This window comes from Candidatus Pelagibacter sp. Uisw_094 (assembly GCF_047729535.1).
Lineage (GTDB): Bacteria > Pseudomonadota > Alphaproteobacteria > Pelagibacterales > Pelagibacteraceae > Pelagibacter.
This window is the reverse complement of record NZ_CP159823.1, coordinates 1,320,617-1,341,613: the sequence shown is the minus strand read 5'-3', so window position 1 is coordinate 1,341,613 and position 20,997 is coordinate 1,320,617. Positions and strand designations below refer to the sequence as shown.

The following is a 20,997-nucleotide window of genomic DNA, read 5'->3' as shown; positions in this document are numbered from 1 at the left end:
AGGTAAATGTCTAAATTTAAACCAATTAATAAATATATTTCATTAAAAACCTACTAATTCTTTCATTTCTTTCATCTTTTTTGAGGCAATTTTGTCGGCTTTATCAGATCCTTCTAATAAAACTAAATCTAAGAATTTTTGATCCTCTAATAATTTTTTAATTTCTTTTGAGATTGGCTCAATTCTTTCAATTAGAACTTCTGATAATTTTTCTTTAAATTCAGAAAAGTTTTTTCCATTGAATTCAGTTATAGATTTTTCTAAATTCTGGTTTTTTAAACTTGAATAAATCCCCAATAAATTTTCTGCTTCTGGTCTTTCTGTTAGATGATTAATTGCTCCTGGCAAAGGTAATGGATCTGTTTTGGCTTTTTTTATTTTATTTATTATCTGATCTTTATCATCTGTAAGGTTAATTCTACTCAGATCTGATGGATCTGACTTGCTCATTTTTTTTATTCCATCTTTAAGGCTCATTATTCTAGAAAATTGTTTTTGAATTAATGGCTCTGGTACTTTCAAAAAATCTGTTGCATCAAAATCATTATTAAACTTTTGAGCAATGTCTCTACAAAGTTCTAGATGTTGTTTTTGATCATTTCCAACTGGAACATGAGTTGCATCATAAAGTAAAATGTCTGCAGCCATCAAGACCGGGTACGAATAAAGACCAATGCTAGCTTTTTCTTTATCTTTTCCAGCCTTTTCTTTAAATTGTGTCATCCTATTAAGCCAACCCATTCTTGAAACACAACTTAAAATCCAGGCAGCTTCTGAGTGTGCTGAAACCATTGATTGGTTAAATATTATACTTTGTACCGGATCAATTCCACACGCAATAAATGTAGCTACGGTCTCTCTTATGTTTTTTTTTAATTCTTTTGGGTCTTGCTTAACTGTTATTGCATGAAGATCTACAACACAAAAAATACATTCATTTTCTTTTTCCTTTTGGAGTTCTACAAAGTTCTTAATTGCACCAAGATAGTTTCCTATATGAAGGTTCCCTGTTGGTTGAACTCCTGAAAAAATTTTTTTACTCATGACTAATAGTTTAAATTAATATCACTTCTTTTAAAAGCCTTGATTAAAATTGTAATTAAAAGGTAAAATATTAGCCCCGATACAACTGCACCAATTAGATAAATAGCTTTAAAGCTTGCCTCATAAAGTAACCTGTCATTAAAAAAATAAATTAAACATTTAAAGAATATTCCCATTAATATTGAGGCTAATAAAATTTTAACGAACCTATTTAAAAATACTAAATTAAAACTGAATAAATCTTTTATTTTTAGAAAAATAAATAATAAAATAGCGTTAAACCAAGATGATATAGTGGTTGCTATTGGTATAATTATAAACCCAACTTCCTTGAAAAAAACTATACTAATAAACACATTCAACAAAACAGAAGTTAAAGAAATATAAAAAGGAACCTTTGTATTGTGTCGCGCGAAAAAAAAAGCTGAAAAAACTTTAATAAGAGAAAATGCAGGTAATCCAATTGCAAAATAGAACAAAGCTTTTGCTGAGTTTATAACACTTAATTCATTAAAAGAACCGTATCCAAATAAAGAAGAAATAATTTCTTCAGAAGCAATAAGTAAGGCTAGTGCTGCTGGAATACTTAAAAATAAGCTTAACTCTAAAGCTTTATTTTGAATCAAATTTATTTTTTCTTTTTTATCCCCTTGAACATGTTTGGAAAGTTGAGGGAGTATTACTGTTCCTATTGCAATTCCTGCAATAGCAAGATTTATTTGATAAATTCTATCTGCATAATAAAGATAAGATACTGCGCTAGCTTGGAAAGATGCAATGATTGTCCCTACTAAAATATTTATCTGAGTAACGCCAGAAGAAAAAATGCTAGGAAGTAATTTTTTGAAAAAAAGTTTAACTTTATTATCAATTTTAAATGACAAATTAATTTTAGGAGAAAAATATTTTTTTACAAAAAAGTATAAGAAAATAAGCTGTAATATGCCTGAGACAGTTACTGTATAAGACAGATAATATACTAGTTGATCATTTAAAATTTTTCCAAAGATCAATACCCCAATTAAAAGAATATTCAAAATTATAGGCGCAGCCGAAGCTATAGCAAATTTATTATGTGAATTTAAAATGGCAGAAAAAAAAGATGCCAAACTAATAAACATTAAAAAAGGGAAAGTAATTCTTGTCAAAGTTATAGCTAATTCCATTTTTTGATAATCACCTTCAAAACCTGGTGCTATCAAAAAGACAAATATTGGCATCATTATCTCAATAACAAGGACTAAAAAAAATAACCCTATTGTCAGTAATGTAAAAATAGTATTTGCAAATTTTTGTGATTTTTTTTTATTACCTAATACTGATGAATAACTGGGCACAAACGCTGCGTTAAATGTTCCTTCTGAAAATAATCGTCTGAATGTATTTGGTATCCTGAATGCCACGAAGAAGGCATCTGCTAATGGGCCTGCACCAAGGAACACAGCTATCAATATGTCTCTTATATAGCCCAATAATCTACTTATAAGGGTAAAAAAACTAAATGTGCCTGTTGACTTAATTAAGTTCATAAATCATATTAGTCTTAAATTCACTCCATTTGTATATCTAATTACCATAAATGAAAAAAACTAAAATAGACCATTACACCGATAAGGAAGCTTTAGATTTCCACAGCAAGAATAAACCTGGAAAAATTGAGATCAATTCTTCTAAACCAATGACTACAAAAAGAGATTTGGCACTAGCCTATTCTCCAGGTGTTGCTGTACCAGTGCAAGCAATTGCTGATGACCCAGAAACTGCCTATGATTATACATCTAAAGGAAATTTAGTTGCGGTGATAAGTAATGGCTCGGCTATTTTAGGAATGGGTAATTTAGGGGCACTAGCATCTAAACCTGTGATGGAAGGAAAAGCAGTTTTATTTAAAAGATTTGCCGATATAGATTCTATTGACCTAGAAATTGACTCACAAGACCCTGATGAAATTATTAATAGTATCAAAAACTTTGCCTGTAGTTTTGGTGGTATTAATTTAGAAGATATTGCGGCACCTGATTGTTTTATAATTGAAGAAAAATTAAAAGAGATTTTAGATATTCCTGTTTTTCATGATGATCAGCATGGTACTGCAATTATTACAACTGCTGCATTAATTAATGCCCTAGATATATCCAATAAATCGATAAAAGAAATTAAAGTTGTTGTGAATGGTGCTGGTGCATCAGCAATGGCTTGTACTAATTTATTTAAAAATAGTGGAGTACCTCAAAAAAATATAATTATGGTGGATAGATCTGGAGTAATCTATCGAGGCAGAGAAGGATTAAACCAATGGAAATCTTCTCATGCTATTGAAACAAAACACAGAACATTAGATGAAGCCATTAATGGTGCTGATGTTTTTTTAGGGCTTTCTGCAAAAGGTACTCTTTCCAAAGATATGGTAAAAAAAATGGCAAAAGATCCTATAATTTTTGCTTGTGCTAACCCTGACCCTGAAATTACACCTGAGGAGATACAGGAAGTTAGAGATGATGCTATTATTGCTACTGGAAGATCAGATTATCCCAACCAAGTTAATAACTTAATTGGATTTCCTTATGTTTTTAGAGGAGCTCTTGATGTTAGAGCAAAAACTATTAATGAAGAAATGAAAGTAGCAGCCGCGGATGCTATAGCAAAGCTTACAAGAGAAGATGTTCCTGATGAAGTTGTGGCAGCAATGGGTGGTGATAGACCTCATTATGGAAAAGAGTATATTATACCTTCAACATTCGATCCAAGATTAATAAGTGTAATACCTGCAGCTGTTGCAAAGGCTGCAATGGATAGTGGTGTTGCAAGAAAAAATATTAATGATTTTGAAATATATAAAGAACAACTAAAACAAAGACTTAATCCATCTCTTACAATTATGCAGGGTATTAATTCTTATATTAAAAAAAATCAAAAAAGAATTGTTTTTGCGGATGGCGAGGATAAAAACACTCTTAAAGCAGCAATCGCATTTAAAAATTCAAAATTAGGAATTCCAATTTTAGTTGGTAAAAAAGAAAAGATTAAAGAAAGAATAAAAGAAATTGGTTACGACGATCATTTTGGTATTGAAATAGTAAATTCTACAGATTCAAAAAAGCGAGAAAAATATGTTAATTATTTATTTAAAAAAATGCAAAGAGAGCAGGGTCTTTTAGAAAGAGACTGCGATAGACTTGTGAGAAATGATAGAGTTATATGGGCATCTTGTATGGTTGCATGTGGTGATGCTGATGGTGCAGTTACAGGAAATACTAGAAGATTTGGAGCATCTTTAAATAAAATCACACAAGTCATAAACCCAAGAGCAGGCGAGATAATGTTTGGTTTGAACATGGTTGTTTCAAAGGGGAAAACTATTTTTGTTGGCGACACAAGTGTAAACGAATATCCAAGTTCTGAAGAACTTGCAGAAATAGCTATATCTGCTGCGAGAGTAGTTAAGCTGTTTGGTTTTGTTCCAAAAGTTGCTTTCGTTTCTCATTCAACTTTTGGTCAACCCCTTACAAGTAGAACTAAACACATAAAGAAAGCTGTTGAGATTTTAAAAGATAAAAATGTAGATTTTGATTTTGATGGTGACATGCAGCCAGATGTTGCTTTAAATGAAGAATACAAAGAACTATATCCTTTCTCAAGTATTGTAGGAAATGCAAATATATTAATAATGCCAGGTCAACACAGCGCTGCTATTTCTTATAAAATGATGAAAAGCTTAGGTGACATCAAAGTTATTGGTCCTCTTTTAATTGGATTAGGTCAACCTATTGAGATTGCCCCTTTAAGATCATCTACATCAGAAATCATAAATTTAGCTTCTGTTGCTGCCTACTCTGCTGATGTAATTGATTATAAAAAAAATTAGTTTTTTTGAATTCTTAAATCTTCAACCAAGACAATACTTACAATAACATCTTCTACGTCTAGAATTTCTTTTGCTTCATTTATTACTTCTTTTCTTTCTTCCGTGGTTAAAGAAATCCCATAAATAAATATCTTTTTCTTATAAGTATCAATTTGATAATTGGTTGCTTTAATTTTTTTATTAAATATTAGGGCTGTACGAAGTTGAGATGTAATTAATAAATCTTTAGCTGATTGTTGGAAGTTAAAATCTTCTTTTATTTTAATATCATTTTTGACTGACCTAGCACCTTTGGTCTCCCATGCAAGTTTAGTAATTTGAAGTTTTTCTTCAGGATTATTTACTTTTCCTGTTACAAAAATTTTTCCATCTAAAACTTTTGTGCTTACAGTTAATATATAACTCTTATCCCTTAGGGCTAATCTTGCAGCAAAACTTTTTTGCATTATAGAGTCGTCTATTTGAGTACCTAAAGACCTTGGATCAAACGCAATACTAACTCCTGTTCCAAAAACTCCTTTTGAACTAATTCCAACACATCCTGTTAAAATTAAAAAAATTAAACTTATTAAAAATATTTTATTTTTCATTTTTCATTTTTAGACAATAATTGTAAATCTCTTTTTTTGATACATTTGTATTTTGACTAATTAAATCTGTAATATCTTTTATACTTAGTTTTTTTATTAATTTTTGAATATTTATTTTATCAGATTCTTTTAATATTATCGATGAATTTTTTTCTTTTACTTTTTCAGAAATAACAATCGTTAATTCTCCTTTGGGGTCAGATTTGAATGGTTCAAGTATATCCACGTCTGTTCTAATATATTCTTCATAAAACTTCGTCATCTCTCTACAAATCAAAATTTTTCTATTTGCAAAATAATGTTTTAGATCTTTTATTGATCTATTAAATTTTCGTGGAGAAATAAAAAAAACAATACAACTCTCTATATTTGCAATCTTTTCAAAGTCTTCTTTTAATTTGCTATTTTTTTCAGGAAAAAAACCATAAAAAAAATATTTTTCACTAAATCCACTTATGGAGACTGCGGAAGAAGCTGCTGAAGCACCTGGAATTGGAAAGATTTCTATACCACTACTAGCACATTCGTTAACCAATATAGCTCCTGGATCTGAGATTGACGGAGTTCCAGCGTCAGAAATCAAAGAAACAATTGACCCTGATTTTAAGATATCAATGACTTTTGATAAATTTTTTTTTTCATTAAATTTATGGTTTGCAATAAGTTTTGATTTAATTTCATATCGTTCTAGTAAATTTTTTGAAATACGAGTGTCCTCACACAGAACATAATCTGATTTTTTTAATACTTCTAGGGCTCTTAAAGTGATGTCACTTAAGTTACCAATGGGAGTAGCAACAATATAAAGACCATTTTTAACTTTATTATTTATATTTTCAGTATGTATAATCATCAAGTTATAATAGTTATAATAATAACATTAAAATGAACAAAATTATTAAAATTATACTATTTTTAGTTCTTGCTTTATCAATTTCTCCAGGAACAATTCTAGCAAATAACAAAATTAAAATTGGTCTACTTGTACCATTAACTGGAAAGAACTCAGAAATAGGACAGTCTATAATTAAGTCTACACGCCTTGCAATTAACACAATAAACAATGCATCAATTGAGATCATACCAAAGGATACGCAATCAAATCCTGCAATAACCTTAAGAGCAGCCAAAGAGTTAGCTAATTCAGGAATAAAAATTGTAATTGGTCCAGTTTTTAACGAAAGTCTAATTTATCTAGATGAGTTAAATGAACTAACATTCTTAGCTCTAACGAATAAAAATGATAATTTTTCTAAGAATATTATTAATGCTGGAATTAATGCAACTTCTCAATTAAATGCAATTAAAAAATTTATAGAATTAAATGAAATAAAAAAAACAATCTTTCTTACCCCAGATGTAAGTTTTAGAAGTGAAATTGAAAAAGCTATCTCTAATTCTAAAATAAAAATATTAGAAAACTATATTTATAATACTGATCCAACCAAACTTACTAAACAAATTGAAAAAATTACGCGCTATGATGTTAGAAAACAAAACCTTGAAGATGAAATAAATAAGCTGGAAAAATCAGAACAAAACAATAAAGAACGTTTAATTGAAAGACTAAAAAAAGAGATACCCTTGGTAGTGTAAAGTTTGACTCAGTGGTAATTTCTGATTTTGATGAAAGTTTAAAAAGTGTAACAACTTCACTACTTTATACCGATATATCTCCTAAAGAAAAATATTTTATTACTCTCAATCAATGGTTTGACGAATCTCTTTTAAAAGAGATTAGTTTACAACCCTTGTATTTTCCTTCTGCAAATAAAAGTAATTATGATGAATTTTCAAATGAATATTTTGAGAAATACAATCAATACCCTAATCAATTGTCTTTTTTAAGTTATGACTTAGTTGGACTTGTTTATTATTTAATCCTTCAAAATAACTCTGTTGTTGATAAAAAAATGTTTAGGAAAAAAAACCTGTTTAAAGGAAAAGTTGGAATTTTTGAAATTAAAAATAATAAAATTAATCATATTTTAAATTTTTATAAAGTCGAAGATGGAGAATTTAAAAAAATTTTTTAATTTTTTTAAAAGCTTTAAATCTGTGATCTATTTTATATTTCTGTGATGCTCGCATTTCGCCAAATGTAATTTTTTTTCCAATTGGTATGAAAATAGGATCATAACCAAACCCATTTTTACCTTTTATAATTGGTGAAATAAAACCCTCAACTTTACCAAGAGAATTTATGATTTCTTTGTTCTTATTATAAATAGTTAAAGCACAAATAAATCTAGCTTTAATTTTTTTTTGTCTCCAATCTTTGTCTTTTTTATCTAGTTCTTTGAAAACTCTATTCATTGCCTTTTTAAAATCACCTTTGTTGCCTCCCCATCTAGCTGAATGAATTCCAGGATCTCCATTGAGAGCATCTATTTCTAAACCCGAATCATCGGACATACACATCATATTTGATTTTTTAGAAAAAAATTTAGCCTTAATTAATGAATTTTCTTTAAATGTTTTACCATTTTCAGGAGGACTTTTTATTCTAAAGTCCTTTGGGGAGAATATTTTTAGGTTTTTAGGTAATAAATCCCTAATTTCTTTCAATTTTCCCTTATTATTAGTGCCTACCAACAATTTTATAATTTTATTCTTTAACATCTAGCAATTGTTAAATTTCATACCATATAAGTCTCCATGGAAAAAGATCAAAACATTAACCCTGAGGGTCAAAACGAAGAAGTTAAAGAGACTGAAACGGAAGAGGAAATTCTAGAAGAGCAAGCAGATTCAACAGAAAAAAAAGAAGAGGTAAAAGAGGTTACTCCAGAAGAAAGAATTAAAGAGTTAGAAGATAAGGTAGCTAGAACTCTTGCTGAAATGGAAAATCAAAGAAGAAGATTTGAAAAAGAAAAAGATGATGCATTTGATTATGGTGGATTTTCTTTTGCAAAAGAAGCTTTAAATCTAATTGATAATCTTGAGAGGTCAAAACAGATTTTAGAAAGTGATGAGGTGTTAAAAGATACTGAGGTTTTAAAAAAAACTTTAGAACATTTTGAAATTATAAGTAAGGATATGATATCAATTTTTTCAAAAAATGGAATTACACCTGTAGTTTCTGTTGGTAAAAAATTAGATCCAAATCAACACCAGGCTATGATGGAAATTGATGACGATCAAAAAGAACCTGGAACAATTGTTCAAGAAATTCAAAAAGGTTTTATGATGAAAGATAGACTTTTGAGACCAGCGTTAGTTGGAGTTTCAAAAAAAACTAAAGTTCAAGATGATCAAAAAAGTGAGGAAAATGATGAAAATTTGGCAAATTAATAATAATTGCCAGAACTTGTAGATTAAAAATTAACACTTATATGAGAAGAGGAATTAAATTATGAGCAAAATTATAGGAATAGATTTAGGAACAACAAATTCATGTGTGTCTATCATGGAAGGTAGTCAGCCAAAAGTTTTAGAAAATGCTGAAGGTGCAAGAACAACCCCTTCAGTTGTAGCTTTTACTGAGGATGGAGAAAAACTTGTAGGTCAACCTGCAAAAAGACAAGCTGTGACAAACCCTGAAAATACTATTTTTGCTGTAAAGAGATTAATTGGAAGAAATTTTGAAGACCCTACTGTAAAAAAAGATATTGCAGCTGCACCTTTTAAAATTATTAATTCAGAAAAAGGAGATGCTTGGATTGAAGCTAGAGGAGAAAAGTATTCACCCTCTCAAATTTCAGCTTTTATTCTTCAAAAAATGAAGGAAACAGCTGAAAAATATTTAGGCCAAGAAGTAACAAAAGCTGTAATTACAGTTCCTGCATATTTTAATGACGCTCAAAGACAGGCAACAAAAGATGCTGGTAAAATTGCTGGTCTTGAGGTTTTAAGAATTATTAACGAACCAACAGCAGCCTCTCTTGCTTACGGTTTAGATAAAAAACAAAATAAAAAAATAGCTGTTTATGACTTGGGTGGTGGAACTTTTGATGTTTCTATCCTTGAGTTAGGTGATGGTGTGTTTGAAGTTAAGTCTACAAATGGTGATACATTTTTAGGTGGGGAAGACTTTGATAATACAATCGTTGATTATTTAATTGGTGAATTTAAAAAAGATTCTGGTATTGATTTAAGATCAGATAAATTAGCTCTTCAAAGATTAAAAGAAGCCGCTGAAAAAGCAAAAATTGAATTATCTTCTGCAGAACAAACAGATGTTAATTTACCCTTTATAACAGCTGATAAAACTGGCCCAAAACATATAAATCTAAAAATGACTAGAGCTAAATTAGAAGCTTTGGTTGAAGATTTAATTTCAAGAACATTACCACCATGTAAAACTGCCCTTAAAGATGCGGGCCTTACTGCAAATGAAATTGATGAAATTGTAATGGTTGGTGGAATGACAAGAATGCCTAAAGTTCTAGCTGAAGTTAAAAACTTTTTTGGTAAAGAACCTAATAAAAGTGTAAACCCTGATGAAGTTGTTGCAATGGGTGCTGCAATCCAAGCTGGAGTTCTACAAGGAGATGTTAAAGACGTGCTTCTTTTAGATGTAACACCTCTATCACTTGGAATTGAAACATTGGGTGGAGTATCAACAAAATTAATTGAAAAAAATACAACAATACCAACCAAAAAAAGCCAAGTATTTTCTACAGCTGATGATAATCAGCCTGCTGTATCAATAAGAGTGCTTCAGGGTGAAAGGGAAATGGCTTCTGACAATAAAATGTTAGGAAATTTTGAATTAGTTGGAATTGCGCCTGCTCCAAGAGGAGTTCCTCAAATAGAAGTAACTTTTGATATTGATGCAAATGGAATTGTAAGTGTTTCTGCTAAAGATAAAGGAACTGGTAAAGAACAAAAAATTCAAATCCAAGCCTCAGGTGGCTTAAGTGATGAAGAGATTGAAAAAATGGTAAAAGATGCTGAAGCTAATAAAGATGAAGATAAAAAGAAAAGAGAATCCGTAGATGCAAGAAATCAGGCGGATACTTTAATTCATTCAACTGAAAAAAATCTAAAAGAGCATGGTGCAAAAGTTTCTGATGCTGATAAAAAAGCAATAGAGGACGCGTCAACTGACTTAAAAGAAGCTATTAAAGGAACTGATACTGAAGAAATTAAAAAGAAAACAGAAACTTTAGTTCAAACATCTATGAAACTAGGTGAAGCTATTTACAAATCTCAAGAAAAAAAGAGGGTTCACCTAAGGATGGTGATAATAACGATGAAACAAAAAAAGACGATAATGTAGTTGATGCGGATTTTGAAGAAGTAAAAGAAGAAGATACAAAAGAAGATACAAAAGAAGATAAAAAAGAAGAAGATAAAGAAAAAAGCGCTTAAGACTTAAAACAACTATCATCTTAAAGTAACTTATGGCTAAAAGAGATTTTTATGACGTCTTAGGTGTTAGCAAGAATGCAAGCCCTGAAGAATTAAAATCTGCTTACCGTAAATTAGCTGTAAAATATCACCCAGACAAAAACCCTGACGACAAAGCTTCTGAAGATAAATTTAAAGAAGCTGGTGAAGCTTACGGCATCCTTTCAGATAAAGAAAAAAAACAAAATTATGATAACTTTGGCCATGCTGCTTTTGAGGGTGGAGGCGGTGGAAGACAGGGTGGTGGTTTTGGTGGAGCTGATTTTTCAGATATATTTGAAGATTTTTTTGGAGATTTTGGTGGAGGACAATCAAGAGGAAGACGAAAAACCAACAATAGAGGCTCTGATCTTCGATATGATTTATCTATTACTCTTGAAGAAGCCTATGAAGGTAAAAAACAAGATATAAAATTTTCAACTACAGAAAAGTGTAGCACTTGTAAAGGTAATGGCTCTAAACCTGGTCATTCTCCAGACAGATGTACGGTTTGTGGTGGAAATGGTAAAGTAAGATCTAACCAAGGTTTTTTTACTGTTCAACAAACTTGTCCTCAATGTGCTGGCTCTGGTGAAGAGATAACAAATCCATGCACAGATTGTAATGGTCAAGGTAACAAGCAAGCTTCAAAAAAAATATCAGTTACAATACCCAAGGGTGTTGATGATGGAACTAGGATTAGATTGGCTGGGAAAGGTGAAGCTGGTTCTAAAGGAGGAACAAGTGGCGATCTTTATCTTTTTATAAATGTTCACTCACACGACTTATTTAAAAGATCTGATGAAAATCTATTCTTTGAATTTCCTATATCTATTGCAGATGCAGCATTGGGAACCACAATAGAGATACCAACAATTGATGGTGGAAAAGCCAAAATTAAAATACCTGATGGAACACAAAATGGAAAACAATTTAGACTAAAAGGTAAAGGTATGCCTTATATGAGGGGCAGTGGAAATGGAGACCTTTATGTCCAAGTAAATACTGAAGTTCCTATTTCTTTAAATAAAGAACAAAAAGAGTTACTTGAAAAATTTAGAGAAATTGAAAACGAAAAGTCTAATCCAAGTATTAAACAATTCTTTCAAAAAGCAAAAAGTTTTTGGAAAAACTAAAGACTAATTAACTAAAAAAGGTTAATATTTTCTTAGATGAAAAAAATTAATTTAGCTATTTCTGGCTGTCTGGGGAGAATGGGTCAACAACTTATTAAATCTTCAAAAAATAATAAGAACTTTAAACTAACTGCTCTTACAGAAAATAAAGCTATCAGTAAAAAAATTGCTGGCATCAAGCTAAATATAAATACTGAAGAAACTTTTAAAAAAACTGATGTGATAATAGATTTTACAGTCCCAAACTGTACTTTAGATATTTTGAAAATTGCATCAAATTTAAAAACAAGAGTAGTAATTGGAACAACAGGATTTACTCAGAAAGAAGAGGCCTTGATTAAAAAATTTTCAAAAATCATTCCAATTTTAAAAGCTGGTAATATGAGTCTTGGTGTTAATTTATTAATGTATTTAACTGAAATTGCCTCAAAATCACTAAATGATGAATATTTAAGCAAAGTATTTGAGGTTCATCACAAACACAAAAAAGATTACCCTTCAGGAACAGCTTTAATGCTGGGAAAAGGAATTGCAGATGGAAAAAATAAAAACCTTTATAATTTAATGGGTAAAAAATTTTTAAATAAAAAATCTTTTCCTTATGGAAAAAAAATTAATTTTAATTCAATTAGAAAAGGTGAAATTATTGGTGAACATGAAGTTACATTTTCTAGTGGAAAAGAAATAATAAAATTAAATCATGAGGCTTATGATAGAGCACTTTATTCAGATGGAGCTTTAACAGCTGCAAAATGGTTGATTAGTAAAAAACCAGGGCTTTACTCAATGAGAGATTTATTAAACTTTAAATAATGGATGAAAAAGCAAAAGCTAAAAAAATACTAAAAATTTTAAATAAGATTTATCCAACAACACCTATCCCACTAGATCATACTAGTAAATTTACCCTCTTAATGTCGGTTCTTTTATCAGCACAATGTACTGATTTGAATGTTAACAATGTAACTAAAAACATATATCCAAAATATAATAAACCTGAGCATTTTGTAAAATTAGGCAAAAAAAGAATAGAAAAATTGATCAAAAGTATTGGTCTCTTTCGGGTTAAAGCAAAAAGCATTTACTTGATGTCTAAACAACTTCTAGAAAAACATGGGGGTAAAGTGCCTAAAAGCTTTGAGGAACTGGAAAAACTGCCTGGTGTAGGCCATAAAACAGCAAGCGTGGTCATGTCTCAAGGTTTTGGAGTTCCAGCTTTTGCAGTTGATACTCATATACATCGATTAGCTCAAAGATGGGGCTTAACGAATGGCAAAAATGTTATCCAAACTGAAAGAGATTTAAAAAGAATATTTCTAGAAAGAACATGGAGCAAATTACATTTGCAAATAATTTATTATGGAAGAGAATTTTGTAAGGCAAGGGATTGCTATGGTTTGACTTGTAAAATTTGCACGACTTGTTATCCTAATCGAAAAAATCCAGTTAAAATAAAAAAAGCTTAATATGAAAATACTAGGAATTGGTAATGCAATTGTTGATGTCATTTGTAAAGTTGACGACCAATATTTGACAAATAATCAATTAATAAAAAGCACAATGAAACTAGTTGATGAGACAGAATTTCAAAAACTTTTATCAACTCTTAAGATAGAACAAACTATTTCTGGTGGGTCGGTTGCAAACTCTATTGTTGGATTATCACAATTAGGAAATGATGTTGGGTTTATAGGTAAGATTAATGCTGATGAATTAGGACAAAAATATGAAGAAGGTCTAACTAAAGAAAAAGTACAATATTTTTATAATAAAAAAAAAGAAATCTTACCTACTGGAACTTGTTTAATCTTGATCACACCTGATGCAGAAAGAACTATGGTTACGTTTTTAGGAATCGCTGGAAAAATTAACAAAGATGATATAAATGAAAAAGTTATACAAGAAAGTGAAATGATATTTTTAGAAGGATATTTGTGGGATGAGGGAGAACCAAAGTCAGCTTTTGATAAAGCAATGTCAATGTCTAATACTAAAGCAATGTCCTTATCAGATCAATTTTGTGTGGAGAGACATAAAAGTAATTTTTTAGATTTAGTTAAAAATAAACTTGATATTACTTTTGCTAACGAACAAGAAATTAGATCATTAGTTGATGCTAAAAGCTTTGAAGACGTTATTGAATTTGGCAAACAAATAGGAAAACTTTTAATTATCACACGTGGTGAAAAAGGAAGCATTGCTATTAAAAATCAAGAAGTTATAGAATGTCAAAGTAAACCCAACTTAACGATTGTAGACTTAACAGGTGCTGGAGATCTCTTTGCAGCTGGATTTCTTCATGGACTAATTAATAATGTTTCAACAAAAGGGTGTCTTGAAAAAGGAACTGAAATGTCTTCAAAGATAATCCAAAAAGTTGGTGCTAGACTAGATTAGGCTTTTTTAGTCAATAAAATAGCCATTTTTATGGCTTAATATAAATTTTTCATCTTTAAATAAATCACTTATTTTTTTTCGTAATCTATATATGTGTGTTTCTACAGTATGGGTTTCCATATTTGCTGAGTAACCCCATATATTTTTTTCTAAATCTGCAACATCGTGTTTAATTTTTTTATTATTTAAATACAAAATAATTTCAATTTCTTTTTCTGTTAATTTTGACTTTAAATTACCTTTAGAAAAAAATTTAGAATTTAAATTTAATTCGTAGCCTTTAATAAGAATTTTAGATTGCTGGTTAAATTTTAATTTGATTAATTTAATATTGATTAGTTCTAATAATTTTTTTAAAGATGAAGGAAAATCATTAAAATATAAAAAATTTTTATCATTGATATTTTTATTTAGTAATAATTTATAATCAGCTTTTGAAATTACTAAATAATCTAATCTATCAAAAACAAGGTTATTTTGAAAATCTTCTTCATTTTCAAATTTTATAATTTTAAAAGATAAATGTTCTTTTATCTCATCTAAAATTTCATATAATGGCCAAAAATTTATAATAAAAACGTTCTGCATAATTACATTTTATATCATCTATGTTAATTCATGTACCAAATAAAAACACTCTTATAATTGACGACTTTAAATTAAGATGCTGTATTGGAAAAAAAGGTTTAAATTCTAATAAAAAAGAGGGTGATTATTCAACTCCTAAAGGGTTATTTAATTTAAAAAAATTATATTTTAGAAAAGATCGTGTTGGGATTCCAAAGTGTAAAATCAATAAAAAGATAATTAAAAGAGATATGGCCTGGTGTGATGACCCAAAAAATAAAAAATACAATGAAGAAATTAAAATAGTCGATAAAAGACTTAAAGAAAATCTACACAGAAAAGATAGTAAGTACGATTATATAATTTCAATTAGTCACAATGAAAAAAAAACTCCAGGCAAAGGGAGTGCAGTATTTATTCATCTAACAGATAATTATAAGCCAACAGCAGGATGTGTTGCTTTAAAAAAAAAGGATTTTGAAATATTATTAAGATTAATAAATAAAAAAACTAAAATCAAAATTGGTTAGGTTCTGCTACCAAATATTTTTGAGCCTACTCTGATATATGTTGCACTATTCTTAATTGCTTCTTGGTAATCTCCTGACATGCCCATACTTAATTCTTTAAAATTTAACTCTTTGTTTATGTAGCTCATTTCAGAAAAATATTTTTCTGTATTACTGTCATTTGGAGGAATACACATTGTACCAATAATATTTAAATTCAAATTTTTACAAAATTTATAAAAATCATTTAAATTTTTTTTATCTATTCCAGATTTTTGATCTTCATTTCCCATCTTCACCTGTATGAATATTTTAGGTTTTTTTTTTTGCTTTTCTTGTTCATCGGCAATTTTATTAGCCAATTTTTCACTATCTAATGAATGAATATAATCAAATATTTTCAAAGCAAATTTAACTTTATTAGTCTGAAGTCTTCCAATTAAATGAAGTTGAATGTTATGATTTTCATTTTTTATATCAGTCCACTTTTCTAAGGCCTCCTGAACCTTATTTTCTCCATAATGTAGATGTCCATACTCTATTAGGGGTAAAATGATTTCCATAGGAAAGGTTTTTGATACTGCTATAATTTTAATTAATTCATCATGATTTGCTTTTGATTTGATAAGCTCTTCTATATAAATTAAATTTTTAACAGTGTTATGCATAATAAAACTTTGAATAGATATTACTTTATAAAAAAATTTGACCAAAGTCACATAGATAAACAGGATAAAAAAACAATCATAATATTTAGAAATTATGATCAAGACATTGATGAAAAATTAATTTTAACAATAAAAAATTATTGTAAGAAAAGAGGGAATAAGTTTTTTATTTCTAATAATATAAAATTAGCTATAAAGCTTAATTTAGATGGTGCTTATATTCCTTCATTTAATAAAGATAAAAAACATCTCGCTTATTCAGTTAAGAAAAAATTTATTATATTGGGTTCGGCTCATAATATTTATGAAATAAGGACCAAAGAATTACAAGGTGTTAAAGCTATATTTTTATCCTCAATATTTAAAAAAAATAAAAATTATTTAGGGATGAATAAATTTAAATCTCTTTCTCTTTTAAGTGGTAAGCCTTTCATAGCTCTTGGTGGAATCTCAGATTATAATTTAAAAAAACTAGCTCTTACTGACTGTATCGGTTTTGCTGGTATTTCTTTTTTTGAATAAAAAAAAGGCCCCTAAAAAGGGGCCCTTTTATTAATTTGTGTTCTAAATTAATTAGAATGCAAATGATAAACCTAAAGACCAGTATTCTCCGTCTTCAGTTACAGCAGTACCGTGTACAATGTTCTCAGCATCTATCATTTTAGCTGAAATAGTCATTCCACCAGCAGTATAAGAAGCATTAACTCCAGAATACTCAGCATCAACTTCACTTGTAGTTGCTGTTGAAATTGTTTCTGTTCCATATCCTACTGAAATTGAATCAGTCAAAGTGTATGATACATTCCAAGAATCAGTATCTTGGTCATTTGCAGTACCATCAACATCATACTCATTTTCAGAGTAAGCAACTGTTACTGGACCATAAGCGTATGCAACTTTCATAACGTCTTGATCACCAGAAGTTGAAGCAGTTCCTGTTTCAACGTTTGCAGTAGCATAGTTAATAGTCAAACCTTCAATACCAGTGTAACCTACACCATAAGAAACTGAAGATGAAGTTTCAGCAGCAGTACTAGAGTTTGGTCTGTATGAAGCATTTATAGCTAAACCATCCATTAAAGATGGTAAAGTGTAAAACACACTGTTGTCTCCACCAGGTGCAGCACTTACAGCAACTCCAGTTGATCCACCAACAGATGACGCACCATCAAAGTTATCCCACAAATCGCCAGCAGCTGTACCATCAACTGATGATGCAGACGTAGATCCACCGTGTCCTGAGAACTTAAATGTTCCAATCGCATCAGATGAAATTGTAACACTTCTGTCATCAAAGCCAGCATCGTCACCGTCTAACTCAAAAGACATTGAAACAGTCATTCCATTGTCTAGTTCTGTAGAACCACCTAATGTAATACTGTCAGCCATTGAAAGTGCTCTTGCTTTGTTTGTTGCAGATCCACTCCAACCTTCAGCTGTAACTGATGCTGCACCAGTTGCTGTCATTTCACCAGCAAATACTGATGTAGAAACAAGAGATGCTGCTAAAGCAGTCAAACCTATTTTTTTAATGTTATTCATATTTTCCTTTGTTTGTTGTTATTGTTTTATTATTAATAATAAACAGTGAATATGTATCAATTTAGCGTTTACTTTTTATGAAAAGTTATGTTTTTTATTAAAAATTTTGATAAGTGTTGTATTTTTACATCACTTTAAAAATGGCTATTTTCTTATATTTTTTACGATTTTCCATAATATATTGTATAAAAATATAAAATTAACTATTAAATTTATTATGATTTCATTTAAAAACTTAAAAATTACTCTTCTTTTACTGATTTCTTCTACTCTTTTAATTTCTTGTGGTGGAAAGTTTCCTGGGGCTGATGCTAGAAAGTATGATCCAGATCCCAAAAAAAGAGTTGCCAAGAATTTAGAAGAAGGAAGAGGGTTTAGACTTACAGACAAGATTGGTAAGTCTAGTGGTGGAGTTTTTGAATTTGCAAGTTCTAACGAATTATGGAGAGCGTCATTAGATACCATAGATTTTATGCCCTTGGCTTCTGTTAATTATAGTGGTGGCATTATAATCACAGATTGGTACTCAACAGATCAAAATTCAAATGAGAGTATTAAAATTTCAATTAGATTTTTAACAAATGAAATTAGATCTGATGCACTAGATATAAAAGTTTTTAATAAAAAGTGTTTAACTCAATCAAATTGTGTGACCTCTGAAAAAGAGGGTAATATTAATAATGAATTAAAAACAAAAATTTTAAAAACAGCTGCAATATATAAAACAGAGAAAAAAAAGAAAAATTCCAAGCCCTATAAAATTAACTAAAAATATTATAAAGGTAAATTTAAAATATAAGATTAAATTTTGTGGATAGATATAATTTTAAAATTGTAGAAGAAAAATGGCAAAAGTTTTGGGATCAAAATAAAACTTTTTCTACTAAGGTAGATAAAAATAAAAAAAAATTTTATTGTTTAGAAATGTTTCCTTACCCGTCTGGAAAAATTCACATGGGTCATGTAAGAAATTATACAATCGGTGATGTGCTAGCACGTTATAAAATCTTACAAGGTTACAACGTTCTTCATCCAATGGGCTGGGACTCTTTTGGTATGCCAGCAGAAAATGCTGCAAGGCAAAATAATTTAGATCCTAAAACTTGGACTGAATCAAATATTGAGACTATGAGATCTCAACTTAAAAGACTTGGATTATCAATTGACTGGGACAAAGAAATTTCAACTTGCTCTGAGGATTATTACAAACACCAGCAAGAATTTTTTTTAGACCTGTATGACAAAGGATTAGTTTACAGAAAAGAGAATTATGTTAACTGGGATCCTGTTGACGAAACTGTTCTTGCTAATGAACAGGTAGTAGATGGTAAAGGTTGGAGGTCAGGGGCTATAGTTGAAAGAAAGAAGCTAAATCAATGGTTTTTTAACATCTCAAAATTTTCAGAAGACTTACTTCAAGGACTTGATGCATTAGAAAATTGGCCTAACAAAGTAAAGGTGATGCAAAAGAACTGGATAGGTAAATCATTTGGTTGTGAAGTTGAGTTTGAGATTGAAAGTGAAAAACCTATTAAAAGTATTAAGTGTTATACAACAAGACCTGACACTTTATTTGGTTTTTCCTTTCTTGCTCTCTCAGTTGATCACTCTTTAGCAAAATATTATGAGGAAGATAAAGAATTTCAAAAATTTAGAGAAGAATGTTCTAAAACAGGTACTACTGAAGAATCCATTGCTTCTGCAGAAAAACTTGGTTTTAAAACTGATATGATTGCATTTAACCCACTAGATAAAAATATGAAGGTTCCTGTTTATTTTGCAAACTTTGTATTAATGGATTATGGGTTAGGTGCTGTTTTTGGCTGTCCTGCACATGATCAACGAGATTTAGATTTTGCAAAAAAATATAATTTAAAAATTACACCTGTTGTTAAACCTGAAAAGGATAAAGATTTTCAAATAAATAATGAGGCTTATACGAGTGAGGGATATCTTTATAATTCAGATTTTCTTGATGGTTTAAAAGTTCCAAGTGAATCTATTAATAAGACTATAGAATTTCTTGAAAAGAATAACCTGGGGACAAAAAAAACTAATTATCGACTAAAAGATTGGGGGATATCAAGACAAAGATATTGGGGTTGTCCAATTCCAATGGCCTATGATGAAAATGACCAGCCTATTAAAATTCCAAGAAATATGCTGCCTGTTAAACTTCCAGAAATCAAAAAATTAAGTAACACAGGAAACCCATTAGACTCAGAAGATAGCTGGAAATTTTTTATCTTAGATGGCAAAAAATATAGGAGAGAAACTGATACATTGGATACTTTTGTTGATTCTTCTTGGTATTTTTTAAGGTTTTGTTCACCTCATAATTTAGATCATGGATTTACTCAAGAAGAGGCTAATTATTGGATGCCAGTTGATCAGTATATCGGAGGTGTTGAGCATGCAATTTTACATTTATTATATTCAAGATTTTTTATGCAAGCTCTCTCTTATAAAAATGATAATTTTAAAATAAAAGAACCATTTGATGGATTATTTACACAAGGAATGGTTTGTCACGAAACCTATAAAGATCAAACAAATGCATGGTTTAGTCCTGATGAAGTAACTTCAGAAGATGGTAAAGAATTTTATAAAAAAGATAATCCTTCTGAGAAAATAATTGTTGGACCAACTGAGTCTATGTCAAAATCTAAAAAAAATACTATTGATCCAGAGAATATAATAAAGAATTATGGAGCAGATTCTGTTAGATTATTTATTTTATCAGACAGTCCTCCAGAAAAAGATGTGCAATGGTCTGATCAAGGAATGCTTGCATCATTTAAGTTTATTCAAAAATTGTGGACACTAAATTCTAAAATTTTAGATAAAATTAAAGATAATAATCAGGACGAAGATGGTGAAAATTTAACCAGATTTACCAATAAACTTGCTCACAAAATAACCAAAAACTTAGAAAAATTTCACTACAATGTAATAGTTGCAAACCTTTATGAAATGTATAATTTTTTAATTAAAGAAATTGATAAACCCATAAAGAAAAGTGTTTTAATTGAAAACTATAAAAAAATCTTAATTTTAATGAATCCACTTATTCCACATTTTTCTAGTGAATGCTTAAACACTATTGATAAAAACCTTATCAGTTGGCCTACAATTTCTGAAAAAGATTTAATTGAAGAAAAAATTATTTTTGTAGTACAAATAAATGGTAAAAAAAGAGGTATTTTGAGCATAAAGAGAGATATGATAAAAAATGATGTCTTAAAAGAAGTTAAAAATAATCAAGAAATTGAAAAATTGTTAAAAAATCATGAAGTGAAAAAATTAATTTTTGTACCCAACAGACTTATAAATATTATAATATAA

General features: G+C 29.5%; 20 protein-coding genes and 1 pseudogene. 13 read left to right on the top strand and 8 right to left on the bottom strand.

Translation table 11 applies throughout. The features are described from left to right. Positions 1-42 precede the first annotated feature (42 nt). Both trpS and murJ read right to left on the bottom strand, forming a co-directional pair. Positions 43-1,044, bottom strand: coding sequence for a tryptophan--tRNA ligase (trpS, locus tag ABXT72_RS07340; RefSeq protein ID WP_415278286.1), 1,002 nt, complete (start codon positions 1,042-1,044; stop codon positions 43-45). A 2-nt stretch (positions 1,045-1,046) separates the two neighbouring features. Beyond that, positions 1,047-2,573, bottom strand: coding sequence for a murein biosynthesis integral membrane protein MurJ (gene murJ, locus ABXT72_RS07335; RefSeq protein WP_415278285.1), 1,527 nt, complete (start codon positions 2,571-2,573; stop codon positions 1,047-1,049). A 50-nt stretch (positions 2,574-2,623) separates the two neighbouring features. Between murJ and ABXT72_RS07330 the strand changes: the two genes are divergently transcribed. Beyond that, positions 2,624-4,909, top strand: coding sequence for an NADP-dependent malic enzyme (locus tag ABXT72_RS07330; protein WP_415278284.1), 2,286 nt, complete (start codon positions 2,624-2,626; stop codon positions 4,907-4,909). Here ABXT72_RS07330 and ABXT72_RS07325 read toward each other — a convergent pair. Both ABXT72_RS07325 and rsmI read right to left on the bottom strand, forming a co-directional pair. Next, positions 4,906-5,499: a BON domain-containing protein gene (locus ABXT72_RS07325; protein WP_415278283.1), complete on the bottom strand. Its 594-nt coding sequence runs from the start codon at positions 5,497-5,499 to the stop codon at positions 4,906-4,908. The genes ABXT72_RS07330 and ABXT72_RS07325 overlap by 4 nt on opposite strands. Further along, the gene (gene rsmI, locus ABXT72_RS07320) at positions 5,489-6,352 is read right to left on the bottom strand and encodes a 16S rRNA (cytidine(1402)-2'-O)-methyltransferase (protein ID WP_415278282.1); all 864 of its coding nucleotides are present in this window, start codon (positions 6,350-6,352) and stop codon (positions 5,489-5,491) included. The genes ABXT72_RS07325 and rsmI overlap by 11 nt, the downstream gene beginning before the upstream one ends. 32 nt (positions 6,353-6,384) lie before the next feature. Here rsmI and ABXT72_RS07315 point away from each other — a divergent pair, with 32 nt between their 5' ends. Further along, a complete protein-coding gene (locus ABXT72_RS07315; protein WP_415278281.1) occupies positions 6,385-7,095 on the top strand; it encodes an ABC transporter substrate-binding protein in 711 nt (236 codons plus the stop codon). An 11-nt stretch (positions 7,096-7,106) separates the two neighbouring features. Continuing rightward, positions 7,107-7,535, top strand: coding sequence for a hypothetical protein (locus ABXT72_RS07310; protein WP_415278280.1), 429 nt, complete (start codon positions 7,107-7,109; stop codon positions 7,533-7,535). On the opposite strand, the gene rdgB is transcribed toward ABXT72_RS07310, so the two are convergent. Next, complete coding sequence (rdgB, locus tag ABXT72_RS07305; RefSeq protein WP_415278279.1) at positions 7,519-8,121, bottom strand: RdgB/HAM1 family non-canonical purine NTP pyrophosphatase; 603 nt, start codon at positions 8,119-8,121, stop codon at positions 7,519-7,521. The genes ABXT72_RS07310 and rdgB overlap by 17 nt on opposite strands. A gap of 36 nt (positions 8,122-8,157) precedes the next feature. On the opposite strand from rdgB, the gene ABXT72_RS07300 reads away from it, so the two are divergent. The 6 genes and pseudogenes from ABXT72_RS07300 to ABXT72_RS07275 all read left to right on the top strand — a co-directional run bounded on the left by ABXT72_RS07300 (position 8,158) and on the right by ABXT72_RS07275 (position 14,366). Further along, complete coding sequence (locus ABXT72_RS07300) at positions 8,158-8,793, top strand: nucleotide exchange factor GrpE (protein WP_415278278.1); 636 nt, start codon at positions 8,158-8,160, stop codon at positions 8,791-8,793. Positions 8,794-8,854: 61 nt separating this feature from the next. Next, positions 8,855-10,815, top strand: a pseudogene (dnaK, locus tag ABXT72_RS07295) (molecular chaperone DnaK). 32 nt (positions 10,816-10,847) lie between these two features. Continuing rightward, positions 10,848-11,969, top strand: a complete 1,122-nt coding sequence (gene dnaJ, locus ABXT72_RS07290; RefSeq protein ID WP_415278277.1) for a molecular chaperone DnaJ — start codon at positions 10,848-10,850, stop codon at positions 11,967-11,969. Positions 11,970-12,005: 36 nt separating this feature from the next. Then, positions 12,006-12,782 (top strand): 4-hydroxy-tetrahydrodipicolinate reductase, encoded by a 777-nt coding sequence (dapB, locus tag ABXT72_RS07285; protein ID WP_415278276.1) that lies wholly within the window; start codon positions 12,006-12,008, stop codon positions 12,780-12,782. Then, entirely contained in the window at positions 12,782-13,435 is a 654-nt protein-coding gene (nth, locus tag ABXT72_RS07280; protein ID WP_415278275.1) for an endonuclease III, read from the top strand. Before dapB ends, nth begins: the two co-directional genes overlap by 1 nt. 1 nt (position 13,436) lies before the next feature. Beyond that, positions 13,437-14,366: an adenosine kinase gene (locus ABXT72_RS07275; RefSeq protein WP_415278274.1), complete on the top strand. Its 930-nt coding sequence runs from the start codon at positions 13,437-13,439 to the stop codon at positions 14,364-14,366. A gap of 6 nt (positions 14,367-14,372) precedes the next feature. Here ABXT72_RS07275 and ABXT72_RS07270 read toward each other — a convergent pair whose 3' ends face one another. Then, a complete protein-coding gene (locus ABXT72_RS07270; RefSeq protein ID WP_415278273.1) occupies positions 14,373-14,954 on the bottom strand; it encodes a helix-turn-helix domain-containing protein in 582 nt (193 codons plus the stop codon). Positions 14,955-14,974: 20 nt separating this feature from the next. On the opposite strand from ABXT72_RS07270, the gene ABXT72_RS07265 reads away from it, so the two are divergent. Continuing rightward, on the top strand, positions 14,975-15,463 hold the full coding sequence (locus ABXT72_RS07265) for a L,D-transpeptidase family protein (RefSeq protein WP_415278272.1): 489 nt from the start codon (positions 14,975-14,977) through the stop codon (positions 15,461-15,463). On the opposite strand, the gene ABXT72_RS07260 is transcribed toward ABXT72_RS07265, so the two are convergent. Then, complete coding sequence (locus ABXT72_RS07260) at positions 15,460-16,110, bottom strand: YggS family pyridoxal phosphate-dependent enzyme (RefSeq protein WP_415278271.1); 651 nt, start codon at positions 16,108-16,110, stop codon at positions 15,460-15,462. The genes ABXT72_RS07265 and ABXT72_RS07260 overlap by 4 nt on opposite strands. On the opposite strand from ABXT72_RS07260, the gene ABXT72_RS07255 reads away from it, so the two are divergent. Continuing rightward, the gene (locus ABXT72_RS07255; RefSeq protein ID WP_415278270.1) at positions 16,105-16,632 is read left to right on the top strand and encodes a thiamine phosphate synthase; all 528 of its coding nucleotides are present in this window, start codon (positions 16,105-16,107) and stop codon (positions 16,630-16,632) included. The two genes, ABXT72_RS07260 and ABXT72_RS07255, sit on opposite strands and share 6 nt — an antisense overlap. A 51-nt stretch (positions 16,633-16,683) precedes the next feature. Here ABXT72_RS07255 and ABXT72_RS07250 read toward each other — a convergent pair whose 3' ends face one another. After that, positions 16,684-17,652: a porin gene (locus ABXT72_RS07250; protein ID WP_415278269.1), complete on the bottom strand. Its 969-nt coding sequence runs from the start codon at positions 17,650-17,652 to the stop codon at positions 16,684-16,686. 217 nt (positions 17,653-17,869) lie between these two features. Between ABXT72_RS07250 and ABXT72_RS07245 the strand changes: the two genes are divergently transcribed. Further along, positions 17,870-18,421 (top strand): DUF3576 domain-containing protein, encoded by a 552-nt coding sequence (locus ABXT72_RS07245; RefSeq protein WP_415278268.1) that lies wholly within the window; start codon positions 17,870-17,872, stop codon positions 18,419-18,421. A 41-nt stretch (positions 18,422-18,462) separates the two neighbouring features. Then, entirely contained in the window at positions 18,463-20,997 is a 2,535-nt protein-coding gene (gene leuS, locus ABXT72_RS07240; RefSeq protein WP_415278267.1) for a leucine--tRNA ligase, read from the top strand.

Excerpts from the sequence above, each read along its gene's own strand:
- trpS (WP_415278286.1), bottom strand. The coding sequence starts at position 1,044 with ATGAGTAAAAAAATTTTTTCAGGAGTTCAACCAACAGGGAACCTTCAT.
- murJ (WP_415278285.1), bottom strand. The coding sequence starts at position 2,573 with ATGAACTTAATTAAGTCAACAGGCACATTTAGTTTTTTTACCCTTATA.
- ABXT72_RS07330 (WP_415278284.1), top strand. The coding sequence starts at position 2,624 with ATGAAAAAAACTAAAATAGACCATTACACCGATAAGGAAGCTTTAGAT.
- ABXT72_RS07325 (WP_415278283.1), bottom strand. The coding sequence starts at position 5,499 with ATGAAAAATAAAATATTTTTAATAAGTTTAATTTTTTTAATTTTAACA.
- rsmI (WP_415278282.1), bottom strand. The coding sequence starts at position 6,352 with ATGATTATACATACTGAAAATATAAATAATAAAGTTAAAAATGGTCTT.
- ABXT72_RS07315 (WP_415278281.1), top strand. The coding sequence starts at position 6,385 with ATGAACAAAATTATTAAAATTATACTATTTTTAGTTCTTGCTTTATCA.
- rdgB (WP_415278279.1), bottom strand. The coding sequence starts at position 8,121 with ATGTTAAAGAATAAAATTATAAAATTGTTGGTAGGCACTAATAATAAG.
- ABXT72_RS07300 (WP_415278278.1), top strand. The coding sequence starts at position 8,158 with ATGGAAAAAGATCAAAACATTAACCCTGAGGGTCAAAACGAAGAAGTT.
- dnaJ (WP_415278277.1), top strand. The coding sequence starts at position 10,848 with ATGGCTAAAAGAGATTTTTATGACGTCTTAGGTGTTAGCAAGAATGCA.
- dapB (WP_415278276.1), top strand. The coding sequence starts at position 12,006 with ATGAAAAAAATTAATTTAGCTATTTCTGGCTGTCTGGGGAGAATGGGT.
- nth (WP_415278275.1), top strand. The coding sequence starts at position 12,782 with ATGGATGAAAAAGCAAAAGCTAAAAAAATACTAAAAATTTTAAATAAG.
- ABXT72_RS07275 (WP_415278274.1), top strand. The coding sequence starts at position 13,437 with ATGAAAATACTAGGAATTGGTAATGCAATTGTTGATGTCATTTGTAAA.
- ABXT72_RS07270 (WP_415278273.1), bottom strand. The coding sequence starts at position 14,954 with ATGCAGAACGTTTTTATTATAAATTTTTGGCCATTATATGAAATTTTA.
- ABXT72_RS07265 (WP_415278272.1), top strand. The coding sequence starts at position 14,975 with ATGTTAATTCATGTACCAAATAAAAACACTCTTATAATTGACGACTTT.
- ABXT72_RS07255 (WP_415278270.1), top strand. The coding sequence starts at position 16,105 with ATGCATAATAAAACTTTGAATAGATATTACTTTATAAAAAAATTTGAC.
- ABXT72_RS07260 (WP_415278271.1), bottom strand. The coding sequence starts at position 16,110 with ATGCATAACACTGTTAAAAATTTAATTTATATAGAAGAGCTTATCAAA.
- ABXT72_RS07250 (WP_415278269.1), bottom strand. The coding sequence starts at position 17,652 with ATGAATAACATTAAAAAAATAGGTTTGACTGCTTTAGCAGCATCTCTT.
- ABXT72_RS07245 (WP_415278268.1), top strand. The coding sequence starts at position 17,870 with ATGATTTCATTTAAAAACTTAAAAATTACTCTTCTTTTACTGATTTCT.